The 20,245-nt window shown below is 66.1% G+C and carries 16 protein-coding genes and 1 pseudogene; 9 read left to right on the top strand and 8 right to left on the bottom strand.

The window, feature by feature from the left end:
• Positions 1-2: 2 nt before the first annotated feature.
• A pseudogene (locus CDO44_RS24555) lies at positions 3-461 on the bottom strand (MaoC family dehydratase); the annotation flags it as partial.
• A gap of 124 nt (positions 462-585) precedes the next feature.
• Here CDO44_RS24555 and CDO44_RS24550 point away from each other — a divergent pair.
• Positions 586-1,338, top strand: a complete 753-nt coding sequence (locus CDO44_RS24550; protein ID WP_087782854.1) for an IclR family transcriptional regulator — start codon at positions 586-588, stop codon at positions 1,336-1,338.
• Positions 1,339-1,374: 36 nt separating this feature from the next.
• On the opposite strand, the gene CDO44_RS24545 is transcribed toward CDO44_RS24550, so the two are convergent.
• The 3 genes from CDO44_RS24545 to CDO44_RS24535 all read right to left on the bottom strand — a co-directional run bounded on the left by CDO44_RS24545 (position 1,375) and on the right by CDO44_RS24535 (position 5,412).
• Positions 1,375-3,168, bottom strand: coding sequence for a PAS domain S-box protein (locus tag CDO44_RS24545; protein WP_087782853.1), 1,794 nt, complete (start codon positions 3,166-3,168; stop codon positions 1,375-1,377).
• 283 nt (positions 3,169-3,451) lie between these two features.
• Positions 3,452-4,453, bottom strand: a complete 1,002-nt coding sequence (locus CDO44_RS24540; RefSeq protein ID WP_087782852.1) for a tripartite tricarboxylate transporter substrate binding protein — start codon at positions 4,451-4,453, stop codon at positions 3,452-3,454.
• Between the two features lie 41 nt (positions 4,454-4,494).
• The gene (locus CDO44_RS24535; protein WP_158213427.1) at positions 4,495-5,412 is read right to left on the bottom strand and encodes an amidohydrolase family protein; all 918 of its coding nucleotides are present in this window, start codon (positions 5,410-5,412) and stop codon (positions 4,495-4,497) included.
• A gap of 108 nt (positions 5,413-5,520) precedes the next feature.
• Between CDO44_RS24535 and CDO44_RS24530 the strand changes: the two genes are divergently transcribed.
• Entirely contained in the window at positions 5,521-5,985 is a 465-nt protein-coding gene (locus CDO44_RS24530; protein WP_087782850.1) for a MarR family winged helix-turn-helix transcriptional regulator, read from the top strand.
• A 73-nt stretch (positions 5,986-6,058) separates the two neighbouring features.
• On the opposite strand, the gene CDO44_RS24525 is transcribed toward CDO44_RS24530, so the two are convergent.
• Both CDO44_RS24525 and CDO44_RS24520 read right to left on the bottom strand, forming a co-directional pair.
• Positions 6,059-6,649, bottom strand: coding sequence for a hypothetical protein (locus CDO44_RS24525; protein WP_144389590.1), 591 nt, complete (start codon positions 6,647-6,649; stop codon positions 6,059-6,061).
• Between the two features lie 276 nt (positions 6,650-6,925).
• On the bottom strand, positions 6,926-9,154 hold the full coding sequence (locus tag CDO44_RS24520; RefSeq protein WP_087782848.1) for an NADP-dependent isocitrate dehydrogenase: 2,229 nt from the start codon (positions 9,152-9,154) through the stop codon (positions 6,926-6,928).
• A 449-nt stretch (positions 9,155-9,603) separates the two neighbouring features.
• On the opposite strand from CDO44_RS24520, the gene CDO44_RS27735 reads away from it, so the two are divergent.
• The 4 genes from CDO44_RS27735 (at position 9,604) to CDO44_RS24500 (ending at position 14,648) form a co-directional block, all read left to right on the top strand.
• A complete protein-coding gene (locus tag CDO44_RS27735) occupies positions 9,604-10,518 on the top strand; it encodes a hypothetical protein (protein WP_087782847.1) in 915 nt (304 codons plus the stop codon).
• A gap of 159 nt (positions 10,519-10,677) precedes the next feature.
• The gene (locus CDO44_RS24510) at positions 10,678-11,877 is read left to right on the top strand and encodes an MFS transporter (protein ID WP_087782846.1); all 1,200 of its coding nucleotides are present in this window, start codon (positions 10,678-10,680) and stop codon (positions 11,875-11,877) included.
• 145 nt (positions 11,878-12,022) lie between these two features.
• The gene (locus CDO44_RS24505) at positions 12,023-13,978 is read left to right on the top strand and encodes a PAS domain S-box protein (RefSeq protein ID WP_233146330.1); all 1,956 of its coding nucleotides are present in this window, start codon (positions 12,023-12,025) and stop codon (positions 13,976-13,978) included.
• A gap of 28 nt (positions 13,979-14,006) precedes the next feature.
• On the top strand, positions 14,007-14,648 hold the full coding sequence (locus CDO44_RS24500) for a glutathione S-transferase family protein (RefSeq protein WP_087782844.1): 642 nt from the start codon (positions 14,007-14,009) through the stop codon (positions 14,646-14,648).
• Positions 14,649-14,661: 13 nt separating this feature from the next.
• Here CDO44_RS24500 and CDO44_RS24495 read toward each other — a convergent pair whose 3' ends face one another.
• The gene (locus tag CDO44_RS24495; protein WP_087782843.1) at positions 14,662-16,611 is read right to left on the bottom strand and encodes a choline BCCT transporter BetT; all 1,950 of its coding nucleotides are present in this window, start codon (positions 16,609-16,611) and stop codon (positions 14,662-14,664) included.
• Positions 16,612-16,789: 178 nt separating this feature from the next.
• Here CDO44_RS24495 and CDO44_RS24490 point away from each other — a divergent pair, with 178 nt between their 5' ends.
• Together CDO44_RS24490 and CDO44_RS24485 are read left to right on the top strand one after the other, a co-directional pair.
• Positions 16,790-17,758, top strand: coding sequence for a tripartite tricarboxylate transporter substrate binding protein (locus CDO44_RS24490; RefSeq protein ID WP_087782842.1), 969 nt, complete (start codon positions 16,790-16,792; stop codon positions 17,756-17,758).
• An 8-nt stretch (positions 17,759-17,766) separates the two neighbouring features.
• Positions 17,767-18,189: a RidA family protein gene (locus tag CDO44_RS24485; RefSeq protein WP_087782841.1), complete on the top strand. Its 423-nt coding sequence runs from the start codon at positions 17,767-17,769 to the stop codon at positions 18,187-18,189.
• Here the strand turns inward: CDO44_RS24485 and CDO44_RS24480 are convergent.
• Positions 18,171-18,854, bottom strand: a complete 684-nt coding sequence (locus CDO44_RS24480; RefSeq protein ID WP_087782840.1) for a Crp/Fnr family transcriptional regulator — start codon at positions 18,852-18,854, stop codon at positions 18,171-18,173. The genes CDO44_RS24485 and CDO44_RS24480 overlap by 19 nt on opposite strands.
• A 106-nt stretch (positions 18,855-18,960) precedes the next feature.
• On the opposite strand from CDO44_RS24480, the gene CDO44_RS24475 reads away from it, so the two are divergent.
• A complete protein-coding gene (locus CDO44_RS24475; protein WP_087782839.1) occupies positions 18,961-20,232 on the top strand; it encodes a cyclopropane-fatty-acyl-phospholipid synthase family protein in 1,272 nt (423 codons plus the stop codon).
• Positions 20,233-20,245 lie beyond the last annotated feature (13 nt).

Below are 20,245 nucleotides of genomic sequence, written 5' to 3'. Positions count from 1 at the left end.
TCCTAGGCCGGCGCCTTGTGCATCAAGGCGGAGCGCTTGCAGCGGGCGACGATGTCGTCGTCCTGGTTCAACGCGACGTGCTCGAACTCCACGATGCCGGCGTTCGGACGCGAGCGGCTCTCGCGCACCGATAGCACGCGGGTGCGCACGTGCAGCGTATCGCCGGCGAACACCGGCTTGGGAAAAGCCACTTCGGTCATGCCCAGGTTGGCCACCGTCGTGCCGAGCGTGGTGTCGTTCACGGTCATGCCTATCATCAGGCCCAGCGTGAACAGGCTGTTCACCAGCGGCCGCTTGAACTCGGTCTGCGCGGCGAAATGGGCGTCGATATGCAGGGGCTGGACGTTCATCGTCAGGGAACTGAACAGCACGTTGTCCATCTCCGTGACGGTACGCGTCCAGTCATGGACGAATTCCTGCCCGGGCGAGAACTGCTCGAAATACAGTCCGGCCATCGATGTCTCCTTCCGGTTCGATCGTTCTTATTTATGAATAAAAGTTTATATACTTGAACAAAAACATTCAACCGGGGATTTCCGCCCGGGAAAGTAGCGCCGCCCCCTTCGTGCATATAGACTTTTTGCCATGAACACGAACGACGTAAAAAGCGCCAAGCGCGTGCTGACCATCCTGCAGTACTTCGCGCAGACCAAGGCGCCCGCCTCGCTGTCGCAGATCTCGGCAGCCCTGGGTTTTCCCAAGTCCAGTTGCCTGGCGCTGCTCGACACGCTCGAGGGAGAAGGCTACGCCCACCAGGCCGGCGGGCGCTACTACCTGACGCGCCGGTGGTTCAACGAGGCCCGAGTCATCGCCGAGCACGACCAGTTGACGGCCCGTATCCGCCCGGTGCTCGAAGAGTTGCGGGAAAGCCTGAGGGAAACACTGATCCTGGCCCAGCGCTCCGGCGACCAGGTGGTCTACCTCGACGTGGCCGAGCCCGAGCGCATCGTCCGCTTCACCGCCCGGACCGGCGAACGCAAGCCGCTGCACGCCGCCGCGTCGGGACGCGCGCTGCTGGCCGCCATGGCGCCCGCAGAGCGCGACGAGCTGATCGCCCGCATGCCGCTGTCCCGCTTCACCGACCGGACGCCGACCACACGGGAACAATTGCGCAAGGCGCTGGAAGAAGGAGACCGGCGGGGCTATCACGTCAACCTGGGGGAACACCAGGCCGATACGCTGTCGGTGGCCGCGCCTCTCGTGCTGTACGGCACGCCCTACGCGCTCACGGTCGGCGCGCCGCTGGAACGGGCCAAGCCGCGCGTGCGCGAGATCGGGCGGATGCTGGTCGACGCGGCGGAGAAACTGGCCGCGGAGGCCGACTCGGCTTCGGCATGAATCGCGGCGCCGACCCGGCCTCCGGCCCGCCGGGGCTCAGGCCTGTTCGTGCAGGTGCAGCGACCGGGCCAGTTCGCTGATGCGGTTCTTGGTTTCCTCGACCAGGCCGTCGATCTCGCCGGCCGACTTGGAAGAGCGCATCGCCAGCTTGCGAACCTCGTCGGCCACCACGGCGAAGCCCCGTCCCGCATCGCCCGCGCGAGCGGCTTCGATTGCCGCGTTGAGCGACAGCAGGTTGGTCTGCGCCGCAATCTCGTTGATGACGGCCACGATCTGGCCGATCTGCTCGCTCGAGGCCAGCACGGAACTCATCGCGCTGTGCGTCGTCTGGCGCTCCTCGTGCTCGGCCTGCACGTTCTTGACGAAGGCGGTATAGGCGATCTTGCCTTCCAGCCGGATCTTCGAGAGCGACAGCAATCCCCAGATGCGGGTGCCGTCCTTGCGCTCGATGGGCACTTCGCGGCTGGTGCCCACGATCTTGTCCACGCCGGTGCTGCGGTTGGCATGGACCAGCCGGTCGTGGTCGCCCTGGATGGCCTGCGGCACGAGCATCTTCACGTTACGGCCGATAACCTCGTCGCGGCGGTAGCCCCACATCCGCTCGGCCGCGGCGTTGAAGAAGGTGACGAGGTTGTTCTCGTCGATGGTGACCACCGCGTCCAGCGCCTGCTCCAGCGTCTGGTTCATCATTTCGCGCGCGTCGCGCTCGCGGGTGATGTCCTTGACGAAAGCGGTGTAGGTCACGCGGTCGCCCACGCGTACCCGCGACAGCGACAGGTTGCCCCATACCGAGGAACCATCCTTGCGTTCGATCAGGACGTCGCGGCTGGTGCCTACGATCTTGTCCACGCCGGTGCTGCGGTTGGCGTTCACGTAGCTGTCGTGCACGGCCTGGATGGCATGCGGCACCAGCATCTTCACGTTGCGCCCGACCACCTCCGACCGTTCGTAGCCCCACAAGCGCTCGGCCGCCGCGTTGAAGAAGGTCACGTTGTTTTCGCCATCGATGGACACGACGGCATCCAGGGCCTGCTCCAGCGTCTGGTTGATGACCTCCCGCACTTCGCGCTCGCGCGAGATGTCCTTCACGAACGCGGTATAGACGATGCGCTCGCCGACGCGGATCTTGGACAGCGACAACGCCCCCCAGGCCAGGGTGCCATCCTTACGCTCGACCTGCACCTCGCGGCTGGTGCCTACGATCTTGTCCCGGCCCGTCTTGCGATTGGCATCCACGTAGTCGTCGTGCATGGGCTGGATGCCCCGTGGCACCAGCATCTTCACGTTGCGGCCCAGCACTTCGTCGCGCGCATAGCCCCAGAAGCGCTCGGCCGCGGCGTTGAAAAACGTGACGTTGTTCCGTTCATCGATGGAGACGACGGCGTCCAGGGCCTGCTCCAGCGTCTGGTTGATGGTCTCGCGCTCCTCGTGCTGGGCCGTGATGTCGCGCACGAAGGCGGTATAGGTAATGTGCCGGCCGATCTGCACCCGCGACAGCGACAGGCTCACCCAGACCTTGCCGCCGTCCTTGCGCTCGACCTGTACCTTGCGGCTGGTTCCCACGATCTTGTTGCGGCCGGTCTCGCGGTTGGCATTCACGTAGCCGTCATGCGCCGCCTGGATGGCCTGGGGCACGAGCATCTTCACGTTACGGCCGATAACCTCGGCACGGGTGTATCCCCAGAGCCGCTCGGCGGCGGCATTGTAGAAGGTCACGTTGTTGTGCTGGTCGATACTGACCACCGCATCGATGGCCTGCTCCAGCACCTGCGTCGAGCGGTCCCAGCGGAACTCCAGTACGCGCGCCAAGCGATTGCCACTTCCCGACATGCCGATCTCCTGTTGTCCACGACTTCACGTGGCGATTGTCGACCGTTCACGAAAAGGGCACGCATGGATAAGAAGTCGGATCGCGTGCCATTTCGCGCGAGAGCCGCCGACGAGGCAACAGGATCTCGGCACGTTGCCGATCAGAGTGGACTCAGGAAAACCCTTGCGCCGCTGAAGTTGCAGAAGAAGGATTTTGCGCAGTCCGCATGAAAACCCCATGAATCTGCGAATTACGCAAATCGATTGCCGGCCCGGCCCACATGGACCGCCGCGTACCCTCTTCCTACGATCCCTTCAGCCGCACGACATCGAACACCTGCTCCAGGCGCCTCACCTCACGGGCATAGATGCCGCCCGCCTCCCCGGCCGATTGCGCATGCCGCAAGGGTATGCCTCCCGATTCGCGGATGAAACTCTGGAACGCCTCTTTCTTCATGGCCGCATCCACGGCGGCCCGGACCTTGTCGACCACGGCATCCGGCGTGTCCTTGTGCACGAACACACCGGTCCACACGGTGTAGTCGAAGTCCTTCAGGGCGGCTTCGGTCCTGAGCGAGGGAGCCCGGTCCAGATGAAGCACCGGTCCGGTGCCGGAGGTCCCCAGCAGCCGCAGTTTGCCCTGGTTGATGAAACCGGTCAGGTTGCCGGCCAGGGGCAGGAAGGCCACGTCGACCTGGCTGCCTAGCAGGTCGTTGATTTCCGGCGCGATGCCGCGATAAGGAACGTGGGTCAGCGCGGCGCCCGTCAGTTGCCGAAAATGCTCGCTGACCAGATGGTAGAGCGTGCCGCTGCCGGGGGTCGCGTAGTTCACGCTGGCCGAGCCCTTGCCGGTCGTGTGCGCGAGCAACTCCTTCAGGTTCTTGAACGGCGCGTCCGGGCGCGCGACCAGGGCCAGCTGCGTATGCGACAGTTGCGTGACCAGCTTCAGGTCCTCGGGCCGGTACGTTACCGAGGGCAAGGTGCGCGGCGGCAGGATGGGCTCGGCCAACGTAGTCAGCAACAGCGTGTGGCCATCGGGCGGCGCGGCCAGCACCTTGCCGACGCCGATCGAACCGCCGGCGCCGCTGAAATTTTCCACGATCACGGTCTGGCCCAGCACTTCGCGCATGGCCGGCTGCAGCACGCGTGCCGTGCCGTCGGCGGGCCCGCCCGCCGGGAACGGCACCACGATGCTGACCGTCCTGCGCGGATAGGTCTCCGCGGCGGCGGCATGCCCGATGGACGACAGACCCAGGACGCTCAACGCAATGAGCGCGCGGGAAAGGAAGTTGCGTTCGATATTCATGACGGCCTCGCTACGGTGACGGCGTCGATGGCGAATCCAGTTCAGCGCCCCAGCGCCGCCCGGTCGATCCGGTACAGCCGGCAGGCATTGCCGCCGAGAATGTGCTCCAGCGCGTCCTGCGGGATCTCGGGCATGCCTATCTCCGCCGCCACTTCGTTGATTGACATCACCGTCTTGTGGAAGGTGCGCATGAAAGGATTTTCCGAGCCGTACAGCAGGCGATCCCAGGAATTCACACAGCCGAAGTCGTGGATCAGCTGGTAGACCTTGCGCGGATGGTGGAAACCGAGCGCGCTCAGGTCGGCATGGAAGTTCTCGTGCCGCGACACCAGCCCCATGGCTTCCTCCGCATAGGGATAGCCCATGTGGCACACCACCACCTTGAGCTTTGGAAAACGGCGCCCGACCTCGTCCAGCAGCCACGGCTGCTGCAGTTTCATGTCGGCGCCGCAGACCGGCGTATAGCCCATGTGGAAATGAATGGGAATACCGAGCGCCGAGGCGGCTTCGTACACGGGCTCGCACGCCTTGTCGCGCGGGTCGAAGTGGGCGTAGGTGGGATACAGCTTGCATCCGCGGAAGTCCTCGTCGCGGACGCAACGCTCCAGTTCGTCGGCCGCATCCCACGGATCTACGATGGGGTCCACGCTGCAGATCCCGATCAGCCGTCCGCCCGATTGCGCTACCTGCGTGGCGACGAAGGCATTCGGCACGTTGTAGGGCCGCTGCTCCGGGGGCAGGACGCGGTTCCAGTTACCCGCCAGCACGCAGCAGACATCCAGCCCCGCCTCGTCCATGACGTCCACCAGCGCCGTCACCTCCCGCTTCTCGGATGCCACTTCGACGCTGTGATAGCGAAAGCCGCGTTCCGTCCAGTTCTTGCGCAATTCCTTATAGATGTAATCCGACACGTGCACGCCCGGCTGGCCGAGGTGGATGTGGTTGTCGACGATGAACATGTCTCCTCCGTCCTCCATTGATGAGGCGGAGCATAGTCGGATATTTGTTCATCGTCAAACAGTTTTATATCGAACAATATCGGCGAATCCATCCCGGAGCGTGAAACGATGACTTTCAGTACACTCGCTCACGACATGGCCAAGACTATCCAGCAAAGCAGCCTGCCCAAGCTGATCGGTTTCAAGCTGCGCCGCGCCCACTCCGCCGCGCTGCGCGACATCGACGCCAGCCTGGCCGAACTCCAGCTCACCACCGCCATGCATGGCGCGCTCGAGGTCCTGGACGCCAACGAATTCGTCGCCCAGGGCGCGCTCGGCCAGGTCCTGGGCCTGAGCCGGTCCGCCATGGTGCCCATCATCGAGAAACTGCAGCAGCGCGGCCTGGTCGCGCGCGAGCGGACGAGCGAGGACCGGCGCACGGTCCTGCTGCGCATCACGCCGGCGGGGCGCCGGCAATTGGTTGAGCTGCGGCGCCTGGTAGCCGCGCACGAGGCGCGGCTTCACAAGGCGCTGGAAGGCGTAGACCTGGACGGCTTCATGAAGGCGCTGGACCGGCTGATCCGGTTGGGGTGAGGCCATGCGGAGCCGGATCCGTGGCGCCCTTGAAAAAGCGCGCCGGTTCCATGCCGCGCCCAGGTCCCCGGCTTCAGGGAGACGGCTTGCGCCCCGCCAGCATCGCCAGCCCGACGACCAGAGCCGTGCCTCCCATTGCCAGCAGGTAGATCTTCGGCGGCGTGAAGCTCCACGCCGCCCAGGCGGCGAAGAAGGATCCGAGCACGAGGAGGCCTCCTATCGTGCGCGCCAGCGGTCCGCCATAGAAGCGCGTGCGCCCGGCCTGCGGCGTACCGGCAGGCTGGGACGCATGCCAGGCTTCGATGGACCGGATGAACTGCCCGCACAGGCGGGCATAGTGGCCGGTCTGGCGGCCGGCGACGAGCAAGGTGGTCCGGCCGGCGCGCTTGAGCTTGAGATAGTCGTCGGCGCCGTAGCTCAGGATCTCCGAATAAGGCACCCAGCCCCGGCGCGAAAACGCCAGACCATGGGGCTGGACCACCACGGTGTCTTTGGACGGAAAGCCCCGGAACGCAATCAGCCCGGGGCCCAGCAGGCCGATCATGCCGAGCACGATCCCGATGACGAAATCGTGCCAAAAATGGATCACGGATATGGCAAGCGCCGGGCACAGCACGATGCCGCCGATGACGGACCCTTGGTGCCAACGGGTATAGACGCTCACGAGCAACTCGTCAGGGGGATCCATTCCGGCACGGCATTCATTCGCCATAAGCGGCCATCTTCCTCGCAGAAAAACAAAACGCCCGCACGCGGGCGTTTTTCGTTCAGACCGCGGCGGGCATTCGCCCATCCTGTCGGACCCAGGGCACAGCGGATCGGGCTTTGCCGGTCCGCCAGTGCCGCTCCCTACGGGGCCCGACGTCCTCGCGGGGCTGCCGCGTAGCGGCTGGGGGGCTCACCGCCGGGCGCGCGTAAGCGCGCAGGGGGGAGCCTCTCTCTAGCCCAGCTTGGCCAGTGCCGCGTTCAGCGTGGCGCTGGGACGCATGGCCTTGCTGGTCAGCTCGGGGCTGGGGCGATAGTAGCCGCCGATGTCGTTCGGCTTGCCCTGCACCGCAGCCAGCTCGGCCACGATCTTGGCCTCGTTGTCGGCCAGTTCCTTGGCGATCGGGGCAAAGGCGGCCTGCAACTCCTTGTCCTCGGTCTGGGCGGCCAGGGCCTGGGCCCAGTACAGGGCCAGGTAGAAGTGGCTGCCGCGGTTGTCCAGGCCGCCGACCTTGCGGGCGGGCGACTTGTCCTCGTCCAGGAACTTGCCGGTAGCCTGGTCCAGCGTGGTGGCCAGCACCTTGGCCTTGGCGTTCTTGTACGTGTCGGCCAGGTGTTCGATGGAAGCGGCCAGGGCCAGGAACTCGCCCAGCGAATCCCAGCGCAGGAAGCCTTCTTCCAGGAACTGCTGCACGTGCTTGGGCGCCGAGCCGCCGGCGCCGGTCTCGAACAGGCCGCCGCCCGCCATCAGCGGAACGATGGACAGCATCTTGGCGCTGGTGCCCAGTTCCATGATGGGGAACAGGTCGGTGAGGTAGTCGCGCAGCACGTTGCCGGTGACCGAGATGGTGTCCTGGCCCTTGCGGATGCGCTCGACCGACAGCCTGGTGGCCTCGACCGGCGACAGGATGCGGAGATCCAGGCCGCTGGTGTCGTGGTCCTTCAGGTACTTCTCGACCTTGGCGATGATCTGGGCATCGTGGGCGCGGTTCTTGTCCAGCCAGAACACGGCCGGGGCGCCGGTGGCGCGGGCACGGCTGACGGCCAGCTTGACCCAGTCCTGGATCGGAGCGTCCTTGGTCTGGCACATGCGGAAGATGTCGCCGGCTTCCACGGGCTGCTCGAGCAGCACCTTGCCGGCCTCGTCCACCACCCGGACCGTGCCGTCGGCCGGAAGCTGGAAGGTCTTGTCGTGCGAACCGTATTCCTCGGCGGCCTGCGCCATCAGGCCGACGTTGGGCACCGAGCCCATGGTGACGGGATCGAACGGACCGTTCTTCTTGCAGTCCTCGATGACGACCTGGTAGATGTCGGCGTAGCTGCGGTCGGGAATGACGGCCTTGGCGTCGTGCAGCTGGCCGTCGGGGCCCCACATCTTGCCCGACTCGCGGATCATCGCGGGCATCGAGGCGTCGATGATGACGTCGCTGGGCACGTGCAGGTTGGTGATGCCCTTGTCCGAATTGACCATGGCCAGTTCGGGACGCTTGGCGTATTCGGCCTTGATGTCGGCCTCGATCTCGGCCTGCTTGTCGGCCGGCAGTTCCTTGATCTTGGCGTACAGGTCGCCCAGGCCGTTGTTGGGGTCGAAGCCGACCTGCTTGAGCGCGTCGGCGTGCTTGGCCAGCACGTCCTTGAAGAATACCGAGACGACCTGGCCGAACAGGATGGGGTCCGAGACCTTCATCATGGTGGCCTTCAGGTGCACCGAGAACAGCACGCCCTGCTTCTTGGCGTCTTCGATCTGCGCCTCGATGAAGCTGGAGAGCGCCTTCTTGCTCATGACGGCGGCGTCGATGATCTCGCCCGCCTTGACCGCGATCTTCTCCTTCAGGACCTTGGTGGAGCCGTCCTTGCCGACCAGTTCGATCCGGACATTGCCGGCGTTCGCCACCACGGTCGATTTCTCGCTGCCGTAGAAATCGCCGCCGTCCATGTGGGCGACGTGCGACTTCGAGTCGGCGCTCCAGGCGCCCATCTTGTGGGGGTGCTTGCGGGCGTAGTTCTTGACCGACAGCGGCGCGCGGCGATCGGAGTTGCCTTCGCGCAGGACCGGGTTCACGGCGCTGCCCTTGACCTTGTCGTAGCGGGCCTTGACGTCCTTGTCGGTGTCGTTCTTGACCTCGTCCGGATAGTCCGGAAGCTTGTAGCCCTTCTGCTGCAGTTCCTTGATCGCGGCCTTGAGCTGCGGGATCGAGGCGCTGATGTTGGGCAGCTTGATGATGTTGGCTTCGGGCTTGGTCGCCAGCTGGCCGAGGTAGGCCAGGTCGTCCGAGATCTTCTGCGCGTCGGTCAGGTACTCGGGGAACACGGCGATGATGCGGCCGGAAAGGGAGATGTCCCGCGTTTCGACGTCGACGCCGGCGGAACGGGTGAAAGCCTGGACGATGGGCAGCAGCGAGTACGTCGCCAATGCAGGCGCTTCGTCAGTGAGGGTATAGATGATCTTCGACGATGTAGACATTCTTTATTGAATCTCACTCGATTACGGAAGTAGCGGAGATTCTCCGGCGATGCGGAGCGGCCCGGGCCGCCGGACCCGGGTTGGAAGGCTCCGCTGCGCTGGAAGAATCGCGTCCTCGCGAAGGCCGGGGTGACGGGGGCCGCCCGGGGCGGTCCGGTCCTTGGCTTTCACAATGTGGTTTCGGATTTTAGCACCGCCTGCGCGCGCGAATCCCCTGGCGCTCCTCCCCGGCTCGACCGGCGGGCACGGTGCTTGCGCAGGCAACGCGCCGGCGATGAGGGCGCCAGCGCCCCCCGCCTCCCACCCACTCTTCCGGAGACATTCATGCGCGCCATCCTGCTCTGGCTTCTGGGCGTTCCCATTCCCATCATCATCCTGCTCGCCCTGTTCTGGCATTAGCGGGTACTTCGCGGTTCGACGCCTCTCTAAACCACAAAAAAGGCCACGCCATGGAAAACGCTACGCCCGTTGGTAATTCTTACGTATCCGGCACCGCCGCCGCGCGGGTCCATGAATCCCCGACCTCGGCGGTATCCTGGGCCGCCGTCATCGCCGGCGCCGTCATCGCTTCCGCCGTCTCTTTCATGCTGCTTGCCGGCGGTACCGGACTGGGCTTCGTGTCGATGTCGCCCTGGTCCGGGGAAGGCGCCTCCGCCGCCACGCTAGGCATCGGCGCCATCGTCTGGATGATCGCCACCCACATCATTTCCTTCGGAATAGGGGGCTACATCGCCGGCCGCCTGCGCACGAAATGGGTAGGCGTCCATACCGACGAGACCTACTTCCGCGATACCGCGCACGGCTTCCTGGTCTGGGCTCTGAGCGCGGTCGTCAGCGCCATCCTGATCGGCTCGGCGCTGATATCGGCCGCGGCGGGCACCGCGCGCGCCGGCGCGGCCATCGCCGCGGGAACCGGTACCGCCGCCGCGGCGGCTGCCGGGCAGGCGCTTCCCGGCGGCCAGGGCGGCATGCCCACCGACTACGTCGCCGACCTGCTGCTGCGGGCCGAACAGCCCAATCCCGCCGGCGAGCCGGGGGCGGCGCGCGCCGAAGTGGGCCGCATCGTCGCCGCCAGCCTGGCCAAGGGGGAAATGAGCGCCGAGGACCGGACCTACGTGGCCCGGGTCGTGGCGGCACAGACCGGCGTCGACCAGCCCACCGCGGAAAGGCGCGTGGACGAGGTGATCAACCGCGCCCGGCAGGCGGCGGAGCAAGCCAAACAGACCGCCCGCGAAGCGGCGGACACGGCGCGCAAGGCCGCGGCCGCCTTCGCCTTGTGGGCCTTCGCCTCGATGCTGATCGGCGCGTTCGTCGCGAGCTGGATGGCCACGGTGGGCGGCAAGGGACGGGACGACATCGTCTAGCCCCACCTGCGCCAGCGGGGCCGCCGCTGCCGGCCCCGCCGATTTGCGCGACAATGACGGGATTGTCCATACGCGGCGCCGGCCGGTGCCGCCCCGTGGCGGGCCGTCATCGCCGACCCGCCGGCATGCCGGCCGGCGCCACCATCCCTTCCCCTACCGATGACAGCGCCGAGCAGCGATACCCCCTTCAGCCTCAAGAAAATCGCCATCCCGGCATTCGGTCCCTCGGTACTCTACGGCGTCGGCAACGGCGCGATCCTTCCGGTCATCGCGCTGAGCGCGCGCGAGCTCGACGCCTCCGTCGCGCTGTCAGGGCTCATCGTGGCGCTGATCGGCATCGGGTCCCTGGTCAGCAACATCCCCGCGGCGATGATCACATCCCGCTACGGGGAACGGCGGTCCATGGTCGGCGCCGCGATCCTCAGCGTGCTGTCGCTGTTGCTGTGCATTTTCGCGACCCATACCTGGATGCTGGCGACGGGCGTCTTCCTGGTCGGCGTCGCCGCTTCGGTCTTCCTGCTCGCCCGCCAGACCTACCTGATGGACGCCGTGCCATCCTACATGCGGGCCCGGGCACTCTCCACGCTGGGCGGCACCAACCGCATCGGGGTTTTCGTCGGCCCGTTCGCCGGGGCGGCCATGATCCACTTCGTGGGGCTGCAAGGCGGCTACTGGGTGGCCGTGGCGGCCTTGGCCGGCGCCGGCCTGATCGCGCACCTGGCGCCCGAAATGGCCCCGGCCCAGCGCCCCGGCGCACCGCAGGCAAAGCCGCGGGTCCAGGACATCGCGCGCGACCATGCCAAGGTCTTCCTCACGCTCGGCCTGGGCATCCTGCTCGTCAGCGCCCTGCGCGCCTCGCGCCAGGTGGTGGTCCCGCTGTGGGCCGACCACCTTGGGCTGACGGCGACGTCGACCTCCATCATCTACGGCCTGGTGGCCGCCATCGACATGTCGGTGTTCTATCCCGCCGGCACGATCATGGATCGGCACGGAAGGCTGTGGGTCGCGCTGCCGTCCGCGCTGCTGATGGGCTTCGCGCTGATGGCCACCTCGCTGACGACGGGCGTGGCCACATTCCTCATCGTGTCGCTGATCCTCGGCTTCGGCAACGGCATCAGCTCGGGCATCGTCATGACCCTGGGCGCCGACGCCTCCCCCGCCCACGGCCGCACCGAGTTCCTCGGCATCTGGCGGCTGATCGCCGACCTCGGCAACAGCCTGGGACCGGTCGTACTGTCCGCCATCACCGCCGTCGCGTCGCTGGCGGTAGGCGTGGCGGCGATCGGCACGCTGGGGCTGGCAGCGGCCGCGGTCTTCTGGAAATGGCTGCCGGCTAATAGGCCGCCCCCTGCGCGCTGAGGGGAAACCCACCCCTCCGCGCTTCGCGCGTAAGCCGCGAGGAGTGGGCTTCCCCTCGATTCACCTTGTTACAGGCCCGCTATGATGGCGTGTATAGACTCGACTTCCTAGCACGATCAAGGTGATGCCATTGGACTCCTCTGCCATGGATACTTCCAGGCTCCAGGCCGAGACAGACGACACAGGAGCCCGCCCGCCGGCGGAGCTTGCGTACGATACGGAAGCCAGTTTCCGGATGCTGGTCAACGGCATCGAGGACTACGCCATCTTCATGCTGGACCCGACCGGATGCGTGGCGACCTGGAACGCCGGTGCGACCAAGATCAAGGGCTATGCAGCCGAAGAGATCATCGGCAGGCATTTCTCGGTGTTCTACACCGACGAGGCCAACGCGCGCGCCTGGCCCCAGTACGAACTGGAAGAGGCCGCCCTCCACGGCCGTTTCGAAGACGAAGGCTGGCGCGTGCGCAAGGATGGCACCACCTTCTGGGCCAATGTCGTCATCACCGCCCTGCACGATGCCTCCGGCGCGCTCAAGGGCTACGCCAAGGTCACACGGGACCTGACCGAGCGCCGGCGGCACTCCGAAGCGCTGCGGCAAAGCGAGGAGCGCTTCCGGCTCCTGCTCGAAGGCGTCGAGGGCTATGCGATCTACATGCTCGACGCCGACGGCATCATCACGAGCTGGAACACGGGGGCATCGCAGATTACCGGCTATCGGCGCGACGAGGTCCTCGGCCGCCATTTCTCCCTCTTCCATCCGGTCGACGACACATCGGGCGAGAAGGCGGACGACGTACTGCGCCGGGCACGGGCCGAAGGCCGCTTCGAAGAGGAAGGCTGGCGCCAGCGCAAGGACGGAACGCTGTTCTGGGCCAATGTGACCACCACGGCCGTCTATAACGAGACCGAAGAGCTCCGGGGCTATGCCGAGATCACGCGCGACATGAGCGAGCGCAAGCGCCTGGAAGAGCTGGAGCTCGCCAACCGGCGCATGAGCGAGTTCCTGGCGACGCTGGGGCACGAGCTGCGCAACCCGCTGGCGCCGGTGCGCAACGCCATCGGGATCCTGCAGATGGACCAGGACATCAGCCCGACCGTGGCGCGATGCCGCGACATGATCGATCGCCAGCTCTCGCATCTGGCGCGGCTGGTCGACGACCTGCTGGACATCGGCCGCATCACCTCCGGCAAGATGGAATTGCGCCTGGCGGAGATCGACATCCGCAACGTCGTCGAGCGCAGCATCGAGTCCTCGCGTTTCCATCTTGACGCCAAGCACCAGCGCATCGCCGTCGACCTGCCGGCCGAGCCGCTGACCGTCAAGGGAGACATGACCCGTCTGGTGCAGGTGGTGCACAACCTGCTGCACAACGCCTCGAAGTTCTCCCCTCCCGACTGCACGATAGCGGTCTCCGCCACCAAGCACACCCGGTCCGTGGTGATAACGGTGCGCGACCCGGGACAAGGCATACCGGAGCATGCGCTCGACTCCATCTTCCAATTGTTCGTGCAGGAGGACAGGACGGCCAATCCTACCGAAAGCGGGCTCGGCATCGGACTGACCCTTTGCCGCTCGCTGGTGCACATGCATAGCGGCGCGATATCCGCCGCCAGCGCCGGGCCAGGGCAGGGCAGCACCTTCACGATCCGGCTGCCGGTGGCCGAACCGGAGTCCCGCTCGCTGCAGGCCTCCGCCGCGGCCCGCCCCGTTTCGGACACCAAGCGCATCATCGTCCTGGACGACAACCGGGATTCGGCCGACAGCCTGGCCATGCTGCTGGAACTCAAGGGCCACCAGGCGCGGGCGCTGTACAGCGCCGAAGCGGCCTTGCGGCTCGCGCCCAGCTTCCAGCCCCACGTGGTCTTCATCGACCTGGCCATGCCCCTGATGGACGGCTTCGAGGCCCTGCGCGCGCTCAAGGCCCTGCCTCAGCTGGCGGGGACGGCATTCATCGCCATGACGGGCTATGGTCAGGAACACGACCGCCGACAGACCGCGGAGGCCGGCTTCGACCTGCACCTGGTTAAGCCGGTGGACATTTCCCAGCTCGGCCATATCGTCGACGCCGCGCCGCACGTATCATTGCCTCCCAAATGAAAGGGCCGGATCATCCCGGGGAGATTCCATGAACGACGAGCTCGTTTTCTATACCCACCCGATGTCGCGGGGCCGAATCGCCCGCTGGATGCTGGAAGAAGTCGGCCAGCCCTACCGCATCGAAGTGCTGGATTTCGCGACCTCCATGAAGAGCCTTTCCTACCGGGCGATCAACCCGATGGGCAAGGTCCCCGCCATCCGCCACGGCGACACGGTCGTGACCGAGGCGGCGGCGATCTGCGCCTACCTGGCGGACGCCTTCCCGCAAGCCGGGCTCGCACCCCCGCCCTCGAGTCCGCTGCGCGGCCCTTACTATCGGTGGATGTTCTTCTGCGCCGGGCCGGTGGAAGCCGCGGTAACCAACCAGGCGCTGGGAATAAGCATTCCCGAGGACAGGCAGAGAATGGTCGGCTACGGCACGCTGGCGGCCACGCTCGATACCCTCGAGTCGGCCGTGGCCGGCGACGCCTACGTGGCGGGCGACCGCTTTACGGCCGCCGACGTCTACGTCGGCTCGCAACTGGCGTGGGGCATGATGTTCGGCACCATAGAAAAGCGCCCGGCCTACGAACGGTACGTACGGCGCGTCACCAGCCGCCCGGCGGCGGCCCGGGCCGCGCAGCTCGACGACGAGCTGGGCGCGGCGCTCAAGTCCGGCCAGGGCGGCTGAACGCAGGCCGCCGCTATCGCACCACGTGCAGGTAGTGGCGGTGCCGCTCGTACTGGTCGAGGATGTCGCCGATGACCGCGTCGCGGCTCCATCCCATGATGTCGTAGTCCTGCCCGCCCTCGCGCAGATGGACTTCGGCGCGGAAGTATTTGCGCTGCTCCTCGTTCGCGGCTTCCTCGGCGGTCAGGCTGGGCCGCACGAAGGACAACGCGCGCACGGCATAGGAAAAGTCCAGGGCGCCCTGGTGCACCACCTCCAGCGCCACCTCGCCTTCTTCGCCATCGGTTACCCGCGCCTCGTAGCCCAGCTTCTGGAGTTCCTCCACCACCGCTTCCATCGAAGGCCGCACCACGTCGGCGAGGAAGCGCATCACGTGCGCGCGGCGCGGCATCATGACCATGTTGCGCAGCCGCGATTCCCATGATTCCCCTCCCCCCACGGGCCGCGACAGCGCCAGGGACTGATAGTGGATACGGCGCTTGGTGGCGTCGAGCTTCAAGGCCTTGAACAATCCCCACAGGGAGAGCAACAGCACCAGGGAGAACGGCAGCGCGCTGGCGATGGTCGCGGTCTGCAGCGCCTGCAGACCGTCGGCCAGCAGCAGGGCCACCGCCACCACGCCGGTGAGCACCGACCAGAAGATGCGCTGCCAGACCGGCGTCGATTCCGCGCCGCCCGAAGCCAGCAGGTCGACCACCAGCGCCCCGGAGTCGGCGGAAGTCACGAAGAACACCACCACCATGGCAATGGCCAGCATGGAAATCGCATAACCCCACGGATAGTGCTCGAGGAAGGCGAACAGGGCCAGCGAGCTGTCCGCCTTGACGGTGTCGGCCAGGCTGCCGAAGTGCTCGAACAGGACCAGGTGGATGGCCGAGCCGCCGAATACCGTCATCCAAAGGAAGGTGAACCCGGTGGGTACCAGCAGCACGCCCATCACGAACTCGCGTATGGTCCGCCCCCGCGAGATGCGGGCGATGAAGAGCCCGACGAAGGGCGACCAGGCGATCCACCAGCCCCAATAGAACAGCGTCCAGCCGCCGATCCAGTCGGTGGGATGGTAGGCATAGAGGTTGAATGTCTTGGCGACGATGTCCGACAGATAGGCGCCGATGTTCTGCAGGAAACTCTGCAGGAGGAAGATCGTGGGCCCGACGACCAGCACGAAGATCAGCAGGATCACCGCCAGGTACAGGTTGACCTCGGACAGGATGCGTATCCCCCGGTCCAGGCCGCTGGCCACCGACAGGGTGGCGAGGCCGCAGGCAATGGCGATCAGGATGATCTGGGTGAGCGTGTCGACCGGCAGGCCGAACAAATGGTTGAGGCCGCTGTTGATCTGCGCCACCCCCAGCCCCAGGGAGGTCGCCACGCCGAACACGGTGCTGATGATGGCGAAGATGTCGACGGCGTTGCCCATGGGTCCGTGGATGCGGTCCCCGATGAACGGATACAGCGCCGACCGCAGCGTCAGCGGCAGGTTGTGGCGATAGCTGAAGTAGGCCAGGATCAGCGCCACCACCGCATAGATCGACCACGCGTGCAGTCCCCAGTGGAAGAACGTGATCTTCATCGCCTCGCGGGCGGCCGCCACGGTGCCCGCCTCGCCGACCGGCGGGGCGATCAGGTGCATGACCGGCTCGGCCACGCCGAAGAACATCAGCCCTATCCCCATGCCGGCCGAGAACAGCATCGCGAACCAGGTGAAGTTGCGATAGTCCGGCTCGCTATGGTCCGGCCCGAGCTTGATGTTGCCATAGCGGCTGACCGCGACGAACACGACGGACAGCAGGATGATGGCCACCGACAGGATGTAGAACCAGCTGGTGTTGGTCAGTATCCATTTCTGGATCGCATCGAACACGCCTTGCACGATGCGCGGCACGGCTATGGCGCACGCGACCAGCGCCAGGATGAAAGCGGCCGCCGTGAAGAAGACCGGGCGATCTATCGTTGTTTTCATGAGAACTCCCCGTTGGACATGCATGCGCACGCCTGCGGCGCGCGCGGGGCGGGTGTCGCCTGGGCCGCATTTTTTCATCCAAAGCCTGCCGCTGGCAAACGGTGGCTGGTGTTAACCAGTTAACCGACGCCGTTGCGGGAGCCATGCAGAATGCCTTTCATCCTTGTGGAGCACTGCGATGCCGTCGATACGCGCCGTCCTGGCAACCCTGCTGATCGTATCCGCGACGGCCCCCGCCGCCGCGGCCGAATTCCCCATTCGCCCCCTGAGCCTCGTCGTTCCCTTCGCCGCCGGCGGCACGACCGATCTGCTCGCTCGTACGGTCGCCGCAGGGATGAGCAAGCGCCTGGGGCAAACCGTCGTCGTCATCAACCGGCCGGGAGCGGGAACCGTAGTCGCCGCGCAATCGGTAGCCAAGGCCGCTCCCGATGGCTATACGCTGCTGGTGGCCAGCAATGCCACGCTGGCCATCAATCCGTTGTTGATGAAGGACGTCGGCTACTCGCCCATCGACTCCTTCAGCTACGTATCCCTGCTCGGATCCGTCCCCAATGTCGTCGTCGCGCGGCCCGACGCCCCTTGGCAAACCCTTGCACAGGCATTGGACCAGTCGCGCAGCCGCCCCAAAGGACTGTCGTACGGATCGATGGGCGCCGGCACGTCCAACCACATCGCGATGGAACTGGTGGGACTCGAGCGATCCGCCGCGCTGCTGCACGTACCCTACAAGGGCAGCGCGCCGGCGCTCGTGGATCTGCTGGGCGGCAACGTCGATACGGTGGTCGATACGCTCGCCGCCACATTGCCCCAGATCCGCGCCGGCAAGCTCAAGGCTCTGGCGATCCTCAGCGCCCGACGATCGCCGCTGGCGCAGGAAATCGGCACCGCCAGAGAACAGGGCGCCGGAGACGTCGATCTCTATTCATGGTTCGGCATCGTCGCGCCAGCCGGTACGCCGGAACCGGTTGTCGAACAGCTCAACGCCAGCGTGCGCGCCGCCTTGGCGGACCCCGCCATCGCGGCAGCGCTGCGGCAAGCGGCCATTGAACCGTCGGGTTCCACGCCATGGGAATTCGCCGCCTTCGCCCGCGAACAACGCGACATCTATGCCCGCATCATCGAACGCACCGGCATCACGCTCAATTGACAGGCCTCATGCACCCATTCGCTTCTTTCATCAATCCCCCGCGCCTGCCGCCTCCCAACGGTTTCTCCCACGTGGCCATCGCGCCGGCAGGCCGTTTGGTCGTCGTCTCGGGCCAGGTCGCCTACGCGCCGGACGGCCGCATCATCGGCAAAGGCGACCTGGCAGCGCAGACGCGGCAAGTGCTCGAGAACCTGTCGATCGCGCTGGAAGCAGCGGGCTCCTCGCTGCGACACGCCGTCAAGTTGACCTACTTCGTCAAAGACCTGACCGAAGACGCCGTGGCGATCATCCGCCGGGAGCGGGCGCCTTACCTGGATCCCGGCCGTCTTCCGGCCAGCACATTGGTCGGCGTCGCGGCGCTGGCCAAGGCCGACCTGCTGCTCGAGGTCGAGTGCCTCGCGCTGACGGGACCTCAGCAGGCACCCGTATAAAGACCGACCAGGCGAGCCGCTTCAGGTATCAGCAGTCGGCCGCGCGCCCGTCGAACCAGGCCGGCGCGCTCGAACTCCGCCAGCCGCAGGCTCACCCACGTGCGGCTGATTCCGGCCATCTTGGCGAGGTCGGTCTGGGTCACGCCGACGATTTCCACCGAGCCACCGTCATAGCCGGGTACGGCAAGTGCGAGATCGTGCAGGATGCGCGCCAGTTTTGCGGTGGCGGAATCCAGAACCCGCGGGCCTGAGCGGGCAATGCTGTTGGCCGCCAGCGAAGCCGCGACCTTGGCAACGTTGATGGCAAACCGTGGCATTGTTTCCATCAGCGCGAGCAGGTCGGCGCGCTCCATGGACAGCAGCGACACTGTCTCCAGCGCCTCGCACGAAATGGCGCGCGGCTGGTCCAGCAGTGCGCTCAACAAGCCCAGCGTATGGCCGGTGGACCACACCGCGGTCGTGAATTCTTCACCCCCAGGCGAAAGATGGTAGGTCCGCATGCGCCCCGACCGGATCACCCAGAAACGAGGGCTCGGCTCGGCTTGGCGGAAAAGCGTCTGTCCGGGCGACAGCCTGCGATGAGCCAGGCACCGATGCACGGCGTCCGCCTGCGCATCGGGCAGGCCGTCCAATAGCAAGGCGAAGGCGGTTTCGCGGGTGGCCATGCGGCATTCTTGTAGGCGCCGAGGGAAAAATCAATCACCCGTGACCGGCGATTCATTACACTAGGCCCAGCAGTTCCTGTCCTGTCTACCCATCGCGGAAACCACGATGCTCCAACCGTACGCGGAACGCCTGCTCTCCGGCACCCTGAACGAACTCGTCAAGCGCGGCACGCTGGAAGTCTCGATGCCGAACGGCAAGCGCCTGGTCTTCGGTGACGGCACGGCTCCACGCGCAGCCATCCGCTTTGCCGATACCAGCGCGGCCTTCGCCCTGTTGCTCGATCCGGACCTGCGCCTGGGCGAACTCTTCATGGACGAGCGCCTGGTGGTCGAGGAAGGCCGGATCTACGACGTGCTGGAACTGCTGCTGCGCGACGCCAAGGCGGTACAGCCCGGCCCGGCCGTGCGCATGCTCGACGCCCTGCGCATGTCGGTGCGCCGTTTCCTGCAGAACAACCGTCCCGGGCGGGCGCGGGCCAACGTCGCCCACCACTACGACCTGGACGATCGGCTCTACGCCCTGTTCCTGGACGACGAACGCCAGTATTCGTGCGCCTATTTCGAACATCCCGGACAAAGCCTCGAAGAGGCCCAGCGCGCCAAGCAACGGCACATCGCCGCCAAGCTGCTGATCGAACCCGGGCACCGGGTGCTGGACATCGGCTGCGGATGGGGCGGCCTGACCCGCTATCTGGTCGAGGTCGCCGGCGCCGGCCACGTCACCGGTACCACGCTATCGTCCGAACAGCTCAAGGGCGCGCGGGAGCTCGCCGCCCGCAGCGCGCATCCGCAGGCCTACGAATACCGGCTGGAAGACTACCGCGCCACCCGAGGCGCATTCGACCGCATCGTCTCGGTGGGCATGTTCGAGCACGTGGGCGTGGGCTTCCACGACGCGTTCTTCCGACGATGCCGCGAACTCATGGCCGAAGACGGCGTCATGCTGCTGCACTTCATCGGCAATTCCGACGTGCCGGACTTCAACAATCCCTGGATAGAGAAATACATCTTCCCCGGGGGCCACATTCCTTCGATGTCGGAATTCACGCCCGCCATCGAGCGCTCCGGACTCGTCATCACCGACATCGAGGTGCTGCGGCTGCACTATGCGCGCACGCTGCGGCTGTGGCGCGAGCGCTTCCTTGCGCGGCGCGCCGAAGCGGTGGCCCTGTACGACGAGCGTTTCGCGCGGATGTGGGAGTATTACCTGTCGATGTCGGAAACCGCGTTCCGCTACCAGGACATCGCCATTTTCCAGGTGCAGCTGGCCCGGCGCCAGGAAAGCGTCCCGCTGACGCGCGACTACGTGCGCGAGCGGGAAGCCGCGCTGCGCGAGGCCGAGCGGCGAATCGAAGGCGCAATGGCCGCCGCCGGCTAGGATGCCGTCCCGG

The sequence above is a fragment of the Pigmentiphaga sp. NML080357 genome, from assembly GCF_002188465.1.
Classification (GTDB): Bacteria; Pseudomonadota; Gammaproteobacteria; order Burkholderiales; family Burkholderiaceae_B; genus Pigmentiphaga.
The sequence above is the reverse complement of the archived record's forward strand: the minus strand, read 5'-3'. Positions and strand labels throughout refer to the sequence as shown.